At 52.6% G+C, this 14946-nt stretch carries 17 protein-coding genes; 13 read left to right on the top strand and 4 right to left on the bottom strand.

Features of this window, described 5'->3' with window-relative positions:
* Positions 1-75 precede the first annotated feature (75 nt).
* From BUB06_RS12130 to purF, 8 genes are all read left to right on the top strand, one after another.
* Complete coding sequence (locus BUB06_RS12130) at positions 76-1086, top strand: aspartate-semialdehyde dehydrogenase (RefSeq protein WP_010298541.1); 1011 nt, start codon at positions 76-78, stop codon at positions 1084-1086.
* The gene (truA, locus tag BUB06_RS12135; protein WP_010285061.1) at positions 1086-1937 is read left to right on the top strand and encodes a tRNA pseudouridine(38-40) synthase TruA; all 852 of its coding nucleotides are present in this window, start codon (positions 1086-1088) and stop codon (positions 1935-1937) included. The genes BUB06_RS12130 and truA overlap by 1 nt, the downstream gene beginning before the upstream one ends.
* A gap of 194 nt (positions 1938-2131) precedes the next feature.
* Positions 2132-2794 (top strand): DedA family protein, encoded by a 663-nt coding sequence (locus BUB06_RS12140; protein WP_010285058.1) that lies wholly within the window; start codon positions 2132-2134, stop codon positions 2792-2794.
* 224 nt (positions 2795-3018) lie between these two features.
* Positions 3019-3936 carry an acetyl-CoA carboxylase, carboxyltransferase subunit beta gene (gene accD, locus BUB06_RS12150; RefSeq protein WP_039471294.1) on the top strand — a complete coding sequence of 306 codons (918 nt, stop codon included), beginning with the start codon at positions 3019-3021 and terminating at the stop codon, positions 3934-3936.
* Positions 3937-4041: 105 nt separating this feature from the next.
* Entirely contained in the window at positions 4042-5310 is a 1269-nt protein-coding gene (folC, locus tag BUB06_RS12155) for a bifunctional tetrahydrofolate synthase/dihydrofolate synthase (RefSeq protein ID WP_039471296.1), read from the top strand.
* Entirely contained in the window at positions 5300-6067 is a 768-nt protein-coding gene (gene dedD, locus BUB06_RS12160) for a cell division protein DedD (RefSeq protein ID WP_039471298.1), read from the top strand. The genes folC and dedD overlap by 11 nt, the downstream gene beginning before the upstream one ends.
* Positions 6068-6382: 315 nt before the next feature.
* Positions 6383-6883: a colicin V production protein gene (cvpA, locus tag BUB06_RS12165; RefSeq protein ID WP_010298532.1), complete on the top strand. Its 501-nt coding sequence runs from the start codon at positions 6383-6385 to the stop codon at positions 6881-6883.
* A 21-nt stretch (positions 6884-6904) separates the two neighbouring features.
* Positions 6905-8422, top strand: coding sequence for an amidophosphoribosyltransferase (gene purF, locus BUB06_RS12170; RefSeq protein WP_010285044.1), 1518 nt, complete (start codon positions 6905-6907; stop codon positions 8420-8422).
* Positions 8423-8525: 103 nt separating this feature from the next.
* Here the strand turns inward: purF and BUB06_RS22375 are convergent, their stop codons facing one another.
* The gene (locus BUB06_RS22375) at positions 8526-8651 is read right to left on the bottom strand and encodes a hypothetical protein (RefSeq protein WP_256712676.1); all 126 of its coding nucleotides are present in this window, start codon (positions 8649-8651) and stop codon (positions 8526-8528) included.
* Here BUB06_RS22375 and BUB06_RS12175 point away from each other — a divergent pair.
* The 5 genes from BUB06_RS12175 to hisP all read left to right on the top strand — a co-directional run bounded on the left by BUB06_RS12175 (position 8638) and on the right by hisP (position 12727).
* Positions 8638-9210 (top strand): UbiX family flavin prenyltransferase, encoded by a 573-nt coding sequence (locus tag BUB06_RS12175; RefSeq protein ID WP_010298530.1) that lies wholly within the window; start codon positions 8638-8640, stop codon positions 9208-9210. The two genes, BUB06_RS22375 and BUB06_RS12175, sit on opposite strands and share 14 nt — an antisense overlap.
* A 407-nt stretch (positions 9211-9617) precedes the next feature.
* A complete protein-coding gene (locus BUB06_RS12180) occupies positions 9618-10397 on the top strand; it encodes a lysine/arginine/ornithine ABC transporter substrate-binding protein (RefSeq protein WP_039471300.1) in 780 nt (259 codons plus the stop codon).
* 140 nt (positions 10398-10537) lie between these two features.
* Positions 10538-11227, top strand: a complete 690-nt coding sequence (locus BUB06_RS12185; protein ID WP_010298525.1) for a histidine ABC transporter permease HisQ — start codon at positions 10538-10540, stop codon at positions 11225-11227.
* Entirely contained in the window at positions 11220-11936 is a 717-nt protein-coding gene (locus BUB06_RS12190) for an ABC transporter permease (RefSeq protein ID WP_010298523.1), read from the top strand. Before BUB06_RS12185 ends, BUB06_RS12190 begins: the two co-directional genes overlap by 8 nt.
* Before the next feature lie 17 nt (positions 11937-11953).
* Positions 11954-12727, top strand: a complete 774-nt coding sequence (gene hisP / locus BUB06_RS12195) for a histidine ABC transporter ATP-binding protein HisP (protein ID WP_039471302.1) — start codon at positions 11954-11956, stop codon at positions 12725-12727.
* Between the two features lie 167 nt (positions 12728-12894).
* Here the strand turns inward: hisP and BUB06_RS12200 are convergent, their stop codons facing one another.
* The 3 genes from BUB06_RS12200 to yfcG all read right to left on the bottom strand — a co-directional run bounded on the left by BUB06_RS12200 (position 12895) and on the right by yfcG (position 14939).
* Positions 12895-13800 carry a TIGR01777 family oxidoreductase gene (locus tag BUB06_RS12200; protein ID WP_039471304.1) on the bottom strand — a complete coding sequence of 302 codons (906 nt, stop codon included), beginning with the start codon at positions 13798-13800 and terminating at the stop codon, positions 12895-12897.
* A 15-nt stretch (positions 13801-13815) separates the two neighbouring features.
* Positions 13816-14187, bottom strand: a complete 372-nt coding sequence (folX, locus tag BUB06_RS12205; RefSeq protein ID WP_010295415.1) for a dihydroneopterin triphosphate 2'-epimerase — start codon at positions 14185-14187, stop codon at positions 13816-13818.
* A 125-nt stretch (positions 14188-14312) separates the two neighbouring features.
* Positions 14313-14939: a GSH-dependent disulfide bond oxidoreductase gene (gene yfcG, locus BUB06_RS12210; RefSeq protein WP_010295413.1), complete on the bottom strand. Its 627-nt coding sequence runs from the start codon at positions 14937-14939 to the stop codon at positions 14313-14315.
* Between the last annotated feature and the right edge of the window lie 7 nt (positions 14940-14946).

The following is a 14946-nucleotide window of genomic DNA, read 5'->3' on the forward strand; positions in this document are numbered from 1 at the left end:
TGACAGATGGCGTCACTATCGTCTGTCGGTTCCATTCATGATTTGTGTTTCATTCAAAATTTGGGAGAGAACCAAATGTCTGACGGCTGGAATATTGCTCTGCTGGGCGCAACGGGCGCAGTAGGCACGGCGTTACTGGAATTATTGCAGGAACGCGAATTCCCAGTGGGTGAACTGTATCCACTGGCCAGTGAACGTAGCGCGGGTGAAACCATACGTTTTAACGGCAAATCCTGTCTGGTCACCGATGTGGCCGATTTTGACTGGTCACAGGCGCAGCTGGCATTTTTTGTCGCTGGTCAGGATGCCAGCGCCCGCTATGCGGAAGACGCAGGGGACGCGGGCTGTTTGGTTATCGACAGCAGCGGTCTGTTTGCGCTGGAGCCGGATGTCCCGCTGGTCGTACCCGGCGTGAATACACATACGCTGGCAGATTATCGTAACCGCAATATTGTCGCGGTGGCCGACAGCCTGACCAGCCAACTGCTGACGGTGATTAAGCCGTTGACTGATGCGGCTGGGCTCTCGCGTCTGCATGTCGTCAATATGCTGTCGGTTTCTGCACTCGGTAAAGCAGCGATAGACGATCTGGCCGGACAAAGTGCCCGTCTGCTGAATGGTGTTCCACCTGAGGCTGGAATTTTCCCGAAACAGCTGGCATTCAATCTGCTGCCTTTACTGCCTGATGATGCAGGCAGCGTGCGTGAAGAGCGCGTTCTGGTCGATCAGGTGCGTAAAGTCTTGCAGGATGACGGATTGCCGATTTCAGTGACCTGCATTCAATCCCCTGTGTTCTATGGTCACGCGCAGGTTGTTCATCTTGAATCACTGCGTCCGCTGTCTGCGGAAGAAGCGCGTGACGAACTGCTCAATGCCGGGAATATTGAGGTAAGCGACGAGCAGGATTACCCGACGCAGGTTGGCGATGCGTCCGGCAATGGGCAACTGAGCGTCGGCTGTCTGCGTAATGATTACGGTATTCCTGAGCTACTGCAATTCTGGTCGGTCGCCGATAACGCTCGCTTTGGCGGCGCGCTGATGGCGGTGGAAACGGCAGAATGTCTGGTGCAGGAGTATCTCGGGTAATGTCGGAAACCACTCAGGCGGAGGCTACTCAGGCCGATGCCGCTGCGGAAAACGAACGCGCCCCGCTGAAAATCGCGCTCGGCATTGAGTACGACGGTAGCCTCTATTATGGCTGGCAGCGTCAGATTGATGTCGCTAGCGTGCAGGCCTGTCTTGAAAAGGCGCTGAGCAAAGTCGCGGATGAACCGATAGAGGTGTTTTGCGCCGGGCGAACCGATGCTGGTGTTCACGGCACCGGGCAGGTTGTGCATTTCACCACGCATGCGATCCGAAAAGATGCCGCCTGGACGATGGGCGTGAATGCAAATTTACCGCCAGATATCGCGGTGCGTTGGGTGAAAACGGTGGATGAGGATTTCCATGCGCGTTTCAGCGCGACGGCACGTCGCTACCGCTATGTCATCTACAATCACCGCTATCGTCCTGCGGTGCTTTCGCGTGGTATGACGCACTTTTATCACCCGTTAGACGTGGAACGCATGGAGCGTGCCGGGCAATGCCTGTTGGGGGAGAATGATTTCACCTCTTTTCGGGCAGTGCAGTGCCAGTCGCGTACGCCGTGGCGCTATGTAAATCATTTAAAGGTTACACGTCACGGTGACTATATCGTGGTAGATATTAAGGCCAATGCGTTCGTTCATCATATGGTGCGTAATATCGTGGGTAGCCTGATGGACGTCGGCTGTGGCAATCGCCCCGAGTCGTGGATTGCAGAGCTGCTGGCGGCCAAAGATCGTACGTTGGCTGGTGCAACGGCCAGAGCCGAAGGGCTGTATTTGGTGGCGGTAGATTATCCCGCGCGTTTTGCTTTGCCGCAGCCTACGATGGGGCCGCTCTTTTTAGCCGATTGACGTTTTTGTTGTAACGAGTGCGCCTTTTACCTGTTGCACGCTGCCAGATGACCGTAGGTCAAAAGGCAGGGTGCGATGCGTATTAAAGACGATGCTATTCAGCGTGCTATACGCAAGGCAACACGGATAGTGCGGCTGCTTTGCGTATATCGACCGCGTGCGTTCGATAGACACTTTGGGGAGAAGAAGTTGTGATGGAGTTTATACAGTTTATTATTGATTTTATTCTGCACATTGACGTTCACCTGGCGGAACTGGTGGCGCAATATGGTGTCTGGGTTTATGCCATTTTGTTCCTGATTCTGTTCTGTGAGACCGGGCTGGTGGTGACACCGTTTTTGCCGGGAGATTCGCTGCTGTTTGTCGCAGGGGCGCTGGCGGCGCTGCCGTCGAACGATCTGAATGTGCACACGATGGTGTTCCTGATGATCGTTGCCGCGATTACGGGCGATGCGGTGAACTACACTATTGGACGACTGTTCGGTGAGAAGCTGTTTAGCAACCCGAACTCAAAGATTTTCCGCCGCAGCTATCTGGATAAAACGCATGCGTTTTACGCGCGTCACGGTGGCAAGACGATAATTCTGGCGCGCTTTGTCCCGATTGTGAGAACATTTGCGCCGTTTGTCGCTGGGATGGGGCATATGAGCTATCGGCATTTTGCAGCCTATAATGTCATTGGTGCGCTGCTGTGGGTGTTGTCGTTCACCTATGCGGGCTACCTGTTTGGCGATTTGCCAGTAGTGCAGGAAAATCTGAAATTACTGATTGTCGCGATTATTTTTCTCTCTATCCTGCCGGGCATTATTGAGATTGCCCGTCACCGTAGAGCGGCTTCGCGCGGCAATGTGAAATAAGTGAAGTATTTTAACATCCGGTTTGACCAGTTTTTTATCCACAGTACCGGAACGTTATGGTTTAATGGGCAGCATTTATGGTCTGTTCTTGGGAACACCCTTGGTGCCGATGCCTTTGTACCGCGATTGTCGTGCGTCTCAGGCATTTTTTCATTGGCAATGTTGTCAGGGAATAACATGAACAGCGGACTGGCATTTGCCAGGTTCAAGCAGAAAGGTTATCAATGAGCTGGATTGAACGAATTCTTAACAAAAGCAATATTACACCGACCCGCAAAGCGAACATCCCTGAAGGGGTCTGGACAAAATGTGATAGCTGCGGTCAGGTTCTTTATCGTGCTGAGTTGGAGCGCAATCTGGGTGTCTGCCCGAAGTGCGATCACCATATGCGCCTTTCCGCGCGCGCCCGTCTACAGGCTTTTCTGGATAAAGAAAACACTGTCGAGTTGGGAAGCGAACTGGAACCGAAGGATGTCCTGAAATTCCGGGATTCCAAAAAATATAAAGATCGTCTGGTTTCTGCACAGAAACAGTCCGATGAGAAAGACGCGCTGGTCGTGATGAAAGGCACGCTGTACGGCATGCCGATTGTCGTCGCGTCATTTGAGTTCTCTTTCATGGGCGGTTCAATGGCGTCTGTTGTGGGTGCGCGCTTTGTGCGTGCCGTTGAGCAGTCGTTGGAAGACGGTTGTCCGCTGGTGTGCTTCTCCGCCAGTGGCGGTGCGCGTATGCAGGAAGCGCTGATGTCGCTGATGCAAATGGCGAAAACCAGTGCTGCATTGGCCAAAATGCGCGATCGTGGCTTGCCTTACATTTCAGTACTGACCGATCCGACTATGGGCGGTGTTTCCGCGAGTCTGGCGATGCTGGGCGACCTGAACATTGCCGAGCCGAAAGCGCTGATCGGTTTTGCCGGCCCACGCGTTATCGAACAAACCGTGCGTGAAAAACTGCCGCCGGGCTTCCAGCGCAGTGAATTCCTGATTGAGAAAGGGGCGATCGATATGATCGTTCGTCGTCCGGAAATGCGCTACAAGCTGGCCACTATTCTTGCCAAACTGACGAACCATCCAGAACCGGGCAACGATGACGTGGAAATCCGCAGCGATGCGCCGTCTGAATCATCACAGGATGACGCATAATTGACATGATGGGCAGGACGTGTGGTACTCGACCACGTCGTTCTCGACCGAGTAGCAATACGCACGCTCTGCCCGCAATGAACCGTAAGCTAGTGAACGGGACTCATGGATACTCTTCAAATACCTCAAGCCACGTCACCTTTGGTCACGTGGCTTCATTATCTTGAGCACCTGCACGCTCAGGCCATTGATTTAGGTCTGGATCGCGTTAAGCAGGTTGCCGAACATCTCCAACTGCTCCAGCCTGCCGCCACGATTTTCACCGTCGCGGGAACAAACGGCAAAGGAACGACCTGCTGTACGCTGGAGTCCATTCTGTTAGCCGCCGGGCTGCGGGTGGGGGTGTACAGTTCTCCTCATCTTGTTCGCTATACCGAGCGAGTGCGTATTCAGGGCAAAGAATTGCCTGAAGCGCTGCATACTCAGGCGTTTGCGGATATCGAAGCGGGAAGAGGGGCTGTATCGCTCACCTATTTTGAATTCGGTACGCTGTCGGCGCTGCAACTCTTTAAGCAGGCGAATCTGGATGTCGTTATTCTGGAAGTGGGGCTAGGTGGGCGGTTGGATGCCACCAATATTGTGGATGCGGATATATCCGTGGTAACCAGCATCGCGATCGACCATACCGATTGGTTAGGTAACGATCGGGAAAGCATTGGCCGCGAGAAAGCCGGGATATTTCGGCAGGGTAGACCAGCCGTTGTTGGCGAGCCGGATATGCCAGAAACGATTGCCGACGTTGCCGTTGAGAAAGGTGCGCAACTGCGCCGCCGTGGTCGCGACTGGGAATATTCAATGCAGCGCGAGACGTGGAGCTGGCAGGATAAACAGCGCGAGCTATCACGATTGCCGTTACCCAACGTTCCGTTAGCCAATGCCGCTACGGCACTGGCTGCATTGCACTATTCTTCACTCAACGTGAGTGAAGAGGCGATTCGACAAGGCTTGCAGCACGCAGTATTACCCGGTCGTTTTCAGACCGTGCAGGCGTCACCGCGATTGATTCTTGATGTTGCGCACAACCCTCATGCGGCGGCGTATTTGGCAAACCGTTTGGTCGGGCTGCCGAAAACCGGAAAAGTGCGGGCTGTCGTCGGCATGCTGTCGGATAAAGACATCGCCGGTACGCTGGCCCACTTAACACCCGTGGTGGATGAGTGGTATTGCGCACCGCTGGAAGGGCCGCGTGGCGCAACGGCTCAGCAGATTGCTGAGCACCTGACGCGCAGCCAATCGTTCCCCGATGTCGTTACCGCCTGGCAGCAGGCGATGTCCGAGGCGACGGAGCAGGATATCGTCATTGTGTGTGGATCTTTTCATACGGTAGCGCATGTGATGGAAGCGCTGGATGAGGAGAAGGCGAATGGCGAGTAAATTTCAGAATCGGCTGGTCGGTACGGTTATTCTGGTCGCGCTGGGCGTGATCGTCTTACCCGGCCTGCTGGACGGCAAGAAAAAGCACTACGAAGACGAGTTTGCATCGATTCCGCTGATCCCCAAACCGGGTGACAGCAATGAGATGGAAGCGCTGCCTGCGCTGAACCCGTCCTTGCCGAGTCAGCCGCCGGAAGGGGCGGAAGCGGCGATGCAAAACAGCGCGGAAGCCGAAGCGAGATCATCTACACCATCCGCAACGACAGCACCTGAAACCACGACGCAGACGCCGCCATCGTCCCATTCTGGCACGAATACGCCAACCATGACGGCACCGCCAGTGGTGGTTGAGCGTCCGCCAGTTCAGACGCCCGCGCCGGTGACGCCGAAGCCTCAGCCAAAACCTGAGGTGAAGCCAGAAGTGAAACCAGAGGTGAAACCGAAGCCAGAGCCTAAACCGGAACCTAAACCGGAAGTGAAGCCTGAAACGCAGCCGACGCAGCAAGCGCCTGTCGGACAGGCCTATATTGTGCAGCTTGGTGCGCTGAAAAACGCGGATAAGGTGAACGAGATTGTCGCTAAGCTTCGTCTCTCTGGCTACCGCGCGTATACCGTGCCATCAACGCCAGTTTCAGGTGAAATCACCCGTATTTACGTGGGGCCGGATGCCTCGAAGCAGAAGCTGGAGTCTTCACTGGGCGAGCTGAAACAGCTCAGTGGGCTAAGCGGGCAGGTGCGATCACATTCCGTTCGTTGAGGTCGTCGAGCGTGATGATTACGTGATGGATGGTTCGCAGTCGATCACGTAAATAAGTAAAAGCAGGCCGCGGGGATGAGGTTCACATCGGTGATACGTCGCCCCGCATCTGTTTTAAGATGCCTGCTGTGAGTTTTGAGATGCCGAGAGTTAATAGAATCAGGCATGACGTCTTGTCGGTTTTTTCACCTGATTATCTATCGATGAAATCGGCGGAAATACGCTACGCAAACGTTTTCTTTTTCTGTTAGAATGCGCCGCGAACAGGATGACGTAGCGGCTTATCGGTAGCATCGTTCATTATTAGGATAGTTCATGGTTTGGGTTGATTACGTCATTATTGGCATCATCGGATTTTCGGCTCTGGTTAGCCTGATCCGGGGGTTTGTTCGCGAAGCGCTGTCGTTAGTAACCTGGGGATGTGCTTTTTTTGTCGCCAGCCATTACTACGCTTACCTCGCGGTCTACTTCACCCGTTTTGATGATGAGCTGGTGCGTAACGGCATTGCGATTGCCATTCTGTTTATTGCAACGTTGATTGTGGGAGCTATCGTCAACTATGTGATTAGTTCACTGGTTGAACGTACCGGATTATCCGGCACCGATCGCGTTCTGGGCATCTGTTTTGGTGCGCTGCGCGGGGTGCTGATCGTTTCCGCACTGCTATTCTTTCTGGATACGTTCACCGGTTTTTCACAAAGTGATGACTGGAAGCAATCCCAGTTAATCCCGCAGTTCAGTTATATTATCAGGTGGTTTTTTGACTACCTGCAAAGCACGTCAAGTTTCTTGCCGCAGCATTTACCGCTGCGGTAGCGCTGATGAGGAAAAGACACCATGTGCGGTATTGTCGGTATCGCCGGTTTTACACCGGTCAACCAGTCGATTTATGACGCGTTAACGGTGTTGCAACACCGTGGGCAGGATGCTGCGGGTATTGTGACCATCGATGCCTTTAATTGTTTTCGCCTGCGTAAGGCCAATGGCCTGGTGAAAGATGTGTTTGAAGCGCGGCACATGCAACGCTTACAGGGCAACATGGGGCTTGGTCATGTGCGTTATCCGACCGCGGGCAGTTCCAGCGCTTCGGAAGCACAGCCTTTCTATGTTAACTCTCCGTTCGGTATCACGCTGGCTCACAACGGTAACCTGACTAACGCCCACGAACTGCGTAAAAAGCTGTTCGAGCAGGAGCGTCGTCACGTTAACACCACGTCTGATTCTGAAATTCTGCTGAATATTTTCGCCAGAGAGCTGGACCGTTTCCAACACTACCCGCTGGAAGCCGATAATATTTTTGCGGCCGTTGCCGCGACCCACCAGCAAATTCGCGGTGCCTATGCCTGTGTTGGCATGATTATCGGTCACGGTATGGTGGCTTTCCGCGATCCAAACGGGATTCGTCCTCTGGTGATTGGTAAGCGCGATCTGGAAGATGGCCGCAGCGAGTATATGGTGGCGTCAGAAAGCGTCGCGCTGGATACGCTGGGCTTTGAATTTTTACGCGATGTGGCGCCGGGAGAAGCGATCTACATTACGGAAAAAGGGCAGCTGTTTACCCGCCAGTGTGCAGAGAATCCAAAGAGCAACCCGTGCCTGTTCGAATATGTCTACTTCGCTCGCCCGGACTCTTTCATTGATAAAATTTCGGTCTACAGCGCACGTGTTCGCATGGGCCAGAAGCTCGGTGAAAAAATTGCGCGCCAGTGGGAAGATCTCGATATTGATGTCGTGATCCCGATTCCTGAAACCTCTTGTGATATCGCGTTGGAAATCGCGCGCATCATCAACAAGCCGTATCGTCAGGGATTTGTGAAAAACCGCTATGTTGGCCGCACGTTTATCATGCCGGGACAGCAGGCGCGTAAGAAATCGGTACGCCGTAAGCTGAACGCCAACCGTGCTGAGTTCCGTGACAAGAACGTGCTGCTGGTGGATGACTCCATCGTGCGTGGTACAACGTCGGAGCAGATTGTCGAGATGGCGCGTGAAGCAGGAGCCAAGCGTGTTTATCTGGCCTCAGCGGCACCGGAAATTCGCTTCCCTAACGTGTACGGCATCGATATGCCAAGCGTCAATGAGCTGATTGCCCACGGTCGCGAAGTGGATGAAATCTGTAAGATTATTGGTGCTGATGAGCTGATATTCCAGGATCTCGACGATCTGATTGAAGCTGCGCGTGAAGATAACCCGGATATCGCTCAGTTTGAATGCTCGGTGTTCAACGGGATTTACGTGACGAAGGATGTCGATCAAGGCTATCTGGATTATCTGGAAGTCTTGCGCAACGACGATGCCAAAGCGTTGCGTAGCCAGAATGAAGTCGAAGATCTGGAATTGCACAACGAAGGTTAACAGCTAGTCGCACATTAAGGCTGTATTGAAGGGGGAGGACGCGAAAGTGTCCTCCCCCTTGTTGTATGTAGAGAAAAATTTGTATGTAGAGAAAAATTGCATATCAAAAACAGGCTTTCGGCGCTTGCCCTTGCTTATCGCTAATCAATGCGGCAAAGTTTGCGCAGATGATTTTTCCGCGTTTCTGCTTACGCGGCCAGCCAGAGGCAGTATGAATGAAGCGACTCATTGTAGGAATTTCCGGTGCCAGCGGCGTCATTTATGGCATCCGGCTGCTACAGGTTTTACAGACGCTGGAAGGTATCGAAACCCATCTGATCATGAGCCAGGCCGCCCGGCAGACGCTGGCATTAGAAACGGATTTTAGCCTGCGTGACGTGCAGGCGCTGGCCGACGTGGTGCATGACACGCGTGATATTGCTGCCAGCATCTCTTCGGGGTCGTTTAAAACGGCGGGCATGGTGATTTTACCCTGTTCGATAAAAACCCTGTCCGGCATTGTGCACAGCTACAGCGACAATCTGTTGACCCGCGCGGCTGATGTGGTGCTGAAGGAGCGTCGTCCTCTGGTGCTGGGGGTACGTGAAACGCCGCTGCACTTAGGGCATTTGCGGTTGATGACCACCGCCGTTGAGCTGGGTGCGATAATCATGCCGCCTGTGCCTGCGTTTTATCATCGCCCAGAAAGTGTGCAGGATATTGTCGATCAGACGGTGAATCGTATTCTGGACCAGTTTGATATCGACCTGCCAAAAGATCTCTTTATCCGCTGGCAAGGCGCGTCCTAGCAGGATAGAGACCTAGGCACGCTATTTTTTTCTCTCAGGGCGGTAAACTTTTACTGCCCTTTTTTTGTGCCTTTTTATCACATTGCACTAATTTTGTGCGCAAAAGCACCAAAATAGTGCAATTGAGTTTTTGTATTCATGCCAATGTTATCTATCCTTATTGTTACGCGCCAAAAAATTTCCTCTGAAAATATTGCAGAATCAAACGGTTAACCCTTATTTTCTGCGCGCTTCGCTCATGCGGTTTTTACGACATCCCTACGTTCATTGTGGCATGAAAACTGCTATAAAAACTCTACTAGTCGGCGTAGAAAACAAATAGCACTCATATCGTTCATTTTTAAAGCAATAAATCGTTCCGACATTGACGACACATGACATCAATCACTCATGATAAGGGTAGCAATATGAAGAAACTGATCAAAGTCTTGCCGTTGGCACTCATTCTGGCTGCGGGTAGCGCGATGGCGGAGATTCCTAAGAATATTAAAATTGGTACCGATCCTACCTATGCTCCCTTTGAATCCAAAAACGCCAGCGGTGAACTGGTTGGGTTTGATATCGATCTGGCGAAAGAGCTGTGCAAGCGTATTCAGGCTAACTGTACGTTTGTAGAAAGCGACTTTGATGCGTTAATTCCGTCCCTTAAAGCTAAAAAAATTGATGCCATCATCTCTTCTCTGTCCATCACCGAAAAACGCCAGCAGGAAATTGCCTTCACCGAGAAGCTGTATGCGGCCAATTCACGCCTGATTGCGAAGAAAGGGGCGAGCATTGAACCTACGTTAGCTTCTCTGGGCGGCAAACGTGTTGGCGTATTGCAGGCATCAACACAGGAAGCCTTTGCTAATGCTAACTGGCAGCCGAAAGGCGTTGACGTTGTTGCTTACCAAAATCAGGATCTGATTTATGCCGATCTGGCTGCAGGCCGTATTGATGCAGCCTTTCAGGATGAAGTCGCCGCAAGTGAAGGTTTCCTGAAGCTTGATGCGGGTAAAGACTATGAATTTGCTGGCCCGGCGGTAAAAGATGACAAATTCTTCGGTGTGGGGACCGGCATGGGTCTGCGTAAAGCGGATACTGAGCTGAAGGCCGCGCTGGATAAAGCCTTTGAAGAAATGCGTAAAGACGGTACCTACGATACCTTCGCGAAAAAATACTTCGATTTTGACGTCTACGGCGGCTAATGTCGCCACTGTGACTTTCATTTCTTTATCACATGTGTAGCGGGATCGTAGGGCATGCGGCACGGGATCGTTCCTCTCGTGCCGTATTCCTGACTGATGACGCAGCGTGCCATTAACCGCTATTTCAACGGATATCATTGATGCTCTATGGCTATTCCCAGCTAATTCTGGATGGTGCCATCATGACGCTGGAGCTGGCCGCGAGTTCGTTACTGCTGGCGCTGGCTATCGGCCTGATTGGTGCGTCGGCGAAGCTGTCTTCCAACCGTCTGCTGGCGGGGTGTTTTTCCTGCTATACCACGCTGATTCGTGGCATTCCCGATCTGGTACTGATGCTGCTGATTTTTTATGGTCTGCAAATTGTCTTAAACGGCGTGACGGAATCGATCGGTCTGGATCAGATTGACATCGATCCGTTGACTGCCGGGATTATTACACTGGGCTTTATTTACGGCGCGTATTTCACGGAAACCTTTCGTGGTGCCTATCTTGCCGTGCCGCGTGGGCAAATCGAAGCTGCCGTCGCGTTCGGTTTCTCTCCTATGAAAGTGTTCCGCCGTATTCTGTTTCCTTCCATGATGCGCTTTGCGCTACCGGGCATCGGCAATAACTGGCAGGTGATCCTGAAAGCGACGGCGCTGGTGTCATTGCTTGGTCTGAATGATGTGATTAAGGCGACGCAACTGGCCGGCAAGGGCACACACGAACCGTTTTATTTTGCGCTGGTTGCCGGGGCGATGTACCTGATTTTTACCACCATTTCTAACGGCGTGTTGTGGTGGCTGGAAAGGCACTATTCGCAGGGAGTCAAAAAAATAAATTATGAGTGAGATCCTGCAACAATATTGGCAGCCGCTCCTGTGGAGCGATGGTTACCGCCTGACCGGGCTAGCGATGACGCTCTGGCTGCTCATTTCCTCGGTGGTTATCGGCGGGCTGATGGCGCTGCCACTGGCGATTGCCCGTGTGTCGCCGCGACGCCGGTTCAGCTTTCCGGTTTGGCTATTCACCTATGTATTCCGCGGCACGCCGCTCTACGTACAACTTCTGGTGTTCTATTCCGGCGTGTATAGCCTGGAGATTGTGCGCGGCACCGACATGCTGAATGCCTTTTTTCGCAGCGGGCTAAACTGTGCCATTTTGGCGCTGGCGCTGAATACCTGTGCGTACACGACAGAGATTTTTGCGGGGGCAATCCGCGCTGTACCTCATGGGGAAATTGAAGCGGCCAGAGCATACGGTTTCTCCCGCTTTAAGCAGTATCGCTGCATTATTTTGCCGGGTGCGCTGCGTATTGCGCTGCCCGCCTACAGCAACGAAGTGATTCTGATGCTGCATTCAACGGCGTTGGCCTTTACCGTAACGGTGCCGGATATTCTGAAGATTGCCCGTGATATCAATGCGGCAACCTACCAGCCGTTTTATGCGTTTGGCATTGCGGCGGTCATCTATCTGGCGATCTCGTTTGTGTTAATTGGGCTGTTCAGAAAGGCGGAACGGCACTGGTTACGTCATCTTTATACCCGTTCATCTCATTAAACGCAGGAAAAAAGAGTATGTCGAATAACAAACTGATGGTGACGGAACTGCGTAAACGTTATGGCCAGCATGAGGTGCTGAAAGGGATCTCATTACAGGCGAAAGCGGGTGACGTTATTTCGATTATCGGGTCGTCCGGTTCGGGAAAAAGTACCTTACTGCGCTGTATTAATTTTCTGGAAAAACCCTGTGAAGGCGCGATTTACGTCAGCGATCAGGAAATTCGCATGGTGCGTGATACTGACGGACAGCTGAAGGTATTTGATAAAAAACAGCTTCAGATGCTGCGGACGCGCCTGACGATGGTATTTCAGCACTTCAACCTGTGGAGCTTCATGACGGCGTTAGAGAACGTAATGGAAGCGCCAATTCAGGTGTTAGGGCTCAGTAAAGCGGAAGCGCGTGAGCGGGCGGTGTTCTATCTGAACAAGGTCGGGATCACGGATGCTGCCCAACAGAAATACCCGTCGGATCTCTCCGGTGGTCAGCAGCAGCGCGTTTCTATTGCACGGGCGTTGGCGATGGAGCCGGAAGTTTTGTTGTTTGATGAACCTACGTCAGCGCTCGATCCCGAACTGGTCGGCGAGGTGTTGCGCATCATGCAGCAGCTTGCGGAAGAAGGGAAAACGATGGTGGTGGTGACGCATGAAATGGAGTTTGCCCGCCATGTTTCCAGCCACGTTATCTTCCTGCATCAGGGCGTAATTGAAGAAGAAGGACCACCAGATCAACTGTTCGGTAGCCCGAAAAGTGCACGTCTGCAGCAGTTTTTGTCCGGTGCGTTGAAGTAGGTTTGGGGGCTGATGGCTATCAGCCGCGGACGTTTCTCTCAAATAGAGCGGTGATAATGGAATAGAAGAGTAAAGCGTCCGCGCCATGGATGGCGCGGCTCGAGCTTACAGGGATGTACTCGCAGCGTCTTTACGATCTATCCATTATCACCGCTCTCAGCACTGAGTCAGCTCGGTTTTTTGATGACGTCCTGCAGGGCTTCTTCCAACTCAAGGAAGCGGAAAGTAAAGCCTGCGGCTTCTAACCGCTGCGGAATGGCGCGCTGTCCGCCCAGTACCAGCGTCGACGCTTCTCCCATCAGCAGTTTGATCACAAAAGCGGGAGCCCGCAGGAAACCGGGACGATCCAATACGTGTGCCAGCATGGCAGAAAATTGTTCATTATGAACCGGGTAGGGCGCAACCATATTGAAAGGGCCGTTCAGTATCGGCTGGTTCAGCAGATAAATAATGCCGTTTACCATGTCATCAATATGAATCCACGGCATATATTGTTTGCCGGAACCCATCGGCCCGCCAAGTCCGAGGCGGAAAATCGGCAGCATTTTTGCCAGCGCGCCGCCCTGTGCTGACAGAACAATGCCGGTGCGCAGCAGGCAGACGCGGGTTTTATCACTTTCGGCGGACTGCGCCAGCGCTTCCCAGCGGGCGCACAGATGATGTGTAAATTCATCAACTGGGGATTCATCTTCCGTGACCAGCGCTTCTCCCTGATCGCCATAATACCCGACAGCGGATCCCGAGATAAAAACCGCTGGCGGCTCACTGCTGGCCTTTATCAGCGTGGCAAGCTGTTCGGTGATGTTCCAGCGGCTCTTTGCCAGACGCTGTTTTTGCTGTGGCGTCCACCGTTTGTCGGCGATAGGTTCGCCCGCCAAATTGATGACGCCGTCAAAGTCGTTCAGTGAGGTGACATTACTCAGCGTGGACCAATATTCCACCTGATTGCCGAGAACGCCTCTAGCGCGCTCAGGATCGCGTGTCAGTACCGTGATGTCATGGGAAAGCAACTGTAATCGTTGGATAAGATGGTGGCCAATAAGGCCGGTTCCGCCTGTTATGAGTAGTTGCATCGCTTCCCCTTATCTTTATGCCTTGTGATAACGCAGGGTCATGGAAACCGAATCGGCGTATCGCAGGGCAAACGGTTTATCTACTTCTACTTCAGCATAGGTGATCCATTCGTGCTCGCTGGCGATGTTGAGCACATCCTGCGTTAATTTTTCCAGCAAAGCGAAGCGGTTATCTTCTACGTGGCGAATAATGTTTTTGGTGATGGTGCGGTAGTTCAGCGCATCGGCAATATTTTCGCTGTTGCGCGCCTGTTCTGCTGGGTAGTGAATCACAACGTTGATGATCACATCCTGCTTATTCGTGATTTCCTCATCTTTGATACCGATGAAGGTGCGCAGCCGCAGATTTTTTATACGAATAATGGCGTCAGAATAGTGATGTGGCATTGCTCGGCCCTCGGTTGCTTCTGTTACTGCGGCTAAACCGCAGCGTCAGGGGGTATCGTTAACGACAATATGTTGATTACCATAGCAGAAGATACCCAAAGGCCGAATGAGATGATGCCAGAATTTTATTGCTCGGCGAGCTGATAGGCCCGTTGCGTTGCCGGGCGCTCACTGATACGCGTATACCACGCCTTCACCGCTGGGTAATCATCAAGGTCGACGCGCTGGCGAGCATAAGAAACTACCCACGGGTAGGTTGCGATATCGGCAATGCTGTAATTTTCTCCTGCTAGCCAAGGGCTGTCTTGCAGATGTTTATCCAGCACGCGATACAGGCGCTGCGTCTCCTGCTGATAGCGTTCAATGGCGTAAGGCACTGGCTGGGGTGCATAGTGGTTAAAATGATGATTCTGCCCCAACATTGGCCCGAAACCGGCGACCTGCCAGAACAGCCACTGTAGTGTGGCCGTACGCTCACGTAATGACGTGCTCAATAGCACGCCGTGCTTTTCCGCCAGATAGAGCAGAATCGCGCCAGATTCAAACAGGCTAATTGGCGTGTCACCTTCCGCGGGCTGCGTATCGACAATCGCGGGAATTTTGTTGTTAGGCGAGATAGCCAAAAACTCCGGTTTGAACTGTTCGCCTTTGCTGATATTCACGCGGTGGAGCTGGTAGGGGAGATTAGCTTCTTCCAGAAACAGGGTGATCTTGTGCCCGTTAGGGGTTGGTGCGTAATACAGGTCAATCATGAATCAA

The sequence above is a fragment of the Pectobacterium carotovorum genome, assembly GCF_900129615.1.
Lineage (GTDB): Bacteria > Pseudomonadota > Gammaproteobacteria > Enterobacterales > Enterobacteriaceae > Pectobacterium > Pectobacterium carotovorum.

What these genes read in the sequence shown, in the direction of transcription:
- BUB06_RS12130 (WP_010298541.1), top strand. Translation starts at nt 76, where the DNA reads ATGTCTGACGGCTGGAATATTGCTCTGCTGGGCGCAACGGGCGCAGTA.
- truA (WP_010285061.1), top strand. Translation starts at nt 1,086, where the DNA reads ATGTCGGAAACCACTCAGGCGGAGGCTACTCAGGCCGATGCCGCTGCG.
- BUB06_RS12140 (WP_010285058.1), top strand. Translation starts at nt 2,132, where the DNA reads ATGGAGTTTATACAGTTTATTATTGATTTTATTCTGCACATTGACGTT.
- accD (WP_039471294.1), top strand. Translation starts at nt 3,019, where the DNA reads ATGAGCTGGATTGAACGAATTCTTAACAAAAGCAATATTACACCGACC.
- folC (WP_039471296.1), top strand. Translation starts at nt 4,042, where the DNA reads ATGGATACTCTTCAAATACCTCAAGCCACGTCACCTTTGGTCACGTGG.
- dedD (WP_039471298.1), top strand. Translation starts at nt 5,300, where the DNA reads ATGGCGAGTAAATTTCAGAATCGGCTGGTCGGTACGGTTATTCTGGTC.
- cvpA (WP_010298532.1), top strand. Translation starts at nt 6,383, where the DNA reads ATGGTTTGGGTTGATTACGTCATTATTGGCATCATCGGATTTTCGGCT.
- purF (WP_010285044.1), top strand. Translation starts at nt 6,905, where the DNA reads ATGTGCGGTATTGTCGGTATCGCCGGTTTTACACCGGTCAACCAGTCG.
- BUB06_RS12175 (WP_010298530.1), top strand. Translation starts at nt 8,638, where the DNA reads ATGAAGCGACTCATTGTAGGAATTTCCGGTGCCAGCGGCGTCATTTAT.
- BUB06_RS22375 (WP_256712676.1), bottom strand. Translation starts at nt 8,651, where the DNA reads ATGAGTCGCTTCATTCATACTGCCTCTGGCTGGCCGCGTAAGCAGAAA.
- BUB06_RS12180 (WP_039471300.1), top strand. Translation starts at nt 9,618, where the DNA reads ATGAAGAAACTGATCAAAGTCTTGCCGTTGGCACTCATTCTGGCTGCG.
- BUB06_RS12185 (WP_010298525.1), top strand. Translation starts at nt 10,538, where the DNA reads ATGCTCTATGGCTATTCCCAGCTAATTCTGGATGGTGCCATCATGACG.
- BUB06_RS12190 (WP_010298523.1), top strand. Translation starts at nt 11,220, where the DNA reads ATGAGTGAGATCCTGCAACAATATTGGCAGCCGCTCCTGTGGAGCGAT.
- hisP (WP_039471302.1), top strand. Translation starts at nt 11,954, where the DNA reads ATGTCGAATAACAAACTGATGGTGACGGAACTGCGTAAACGTTATGGC.
- BUB06_RS12200 (WP_039471304.1), bottom strand. Translation starts at nt 13,800, where the DNA reads ATGCAACTACTCATAACAGGCGGAACCGGCCTTATTGGCCACCATCTT.
- folX (WP_010295415.1), bottom strand. Translation starts at nt 14,187, where the DNA reads ATGCCACATCACTATTCTGACGCCATTATTCGTATAAAAAATCTGCGG.
- yfcG (WP_010295413.1), bottom strand. Translation starts at nt 14,939, where the DNA reads ATGATTGACCTGTATTACGCACCAACCCCTAACGGGCACAAGATCACC.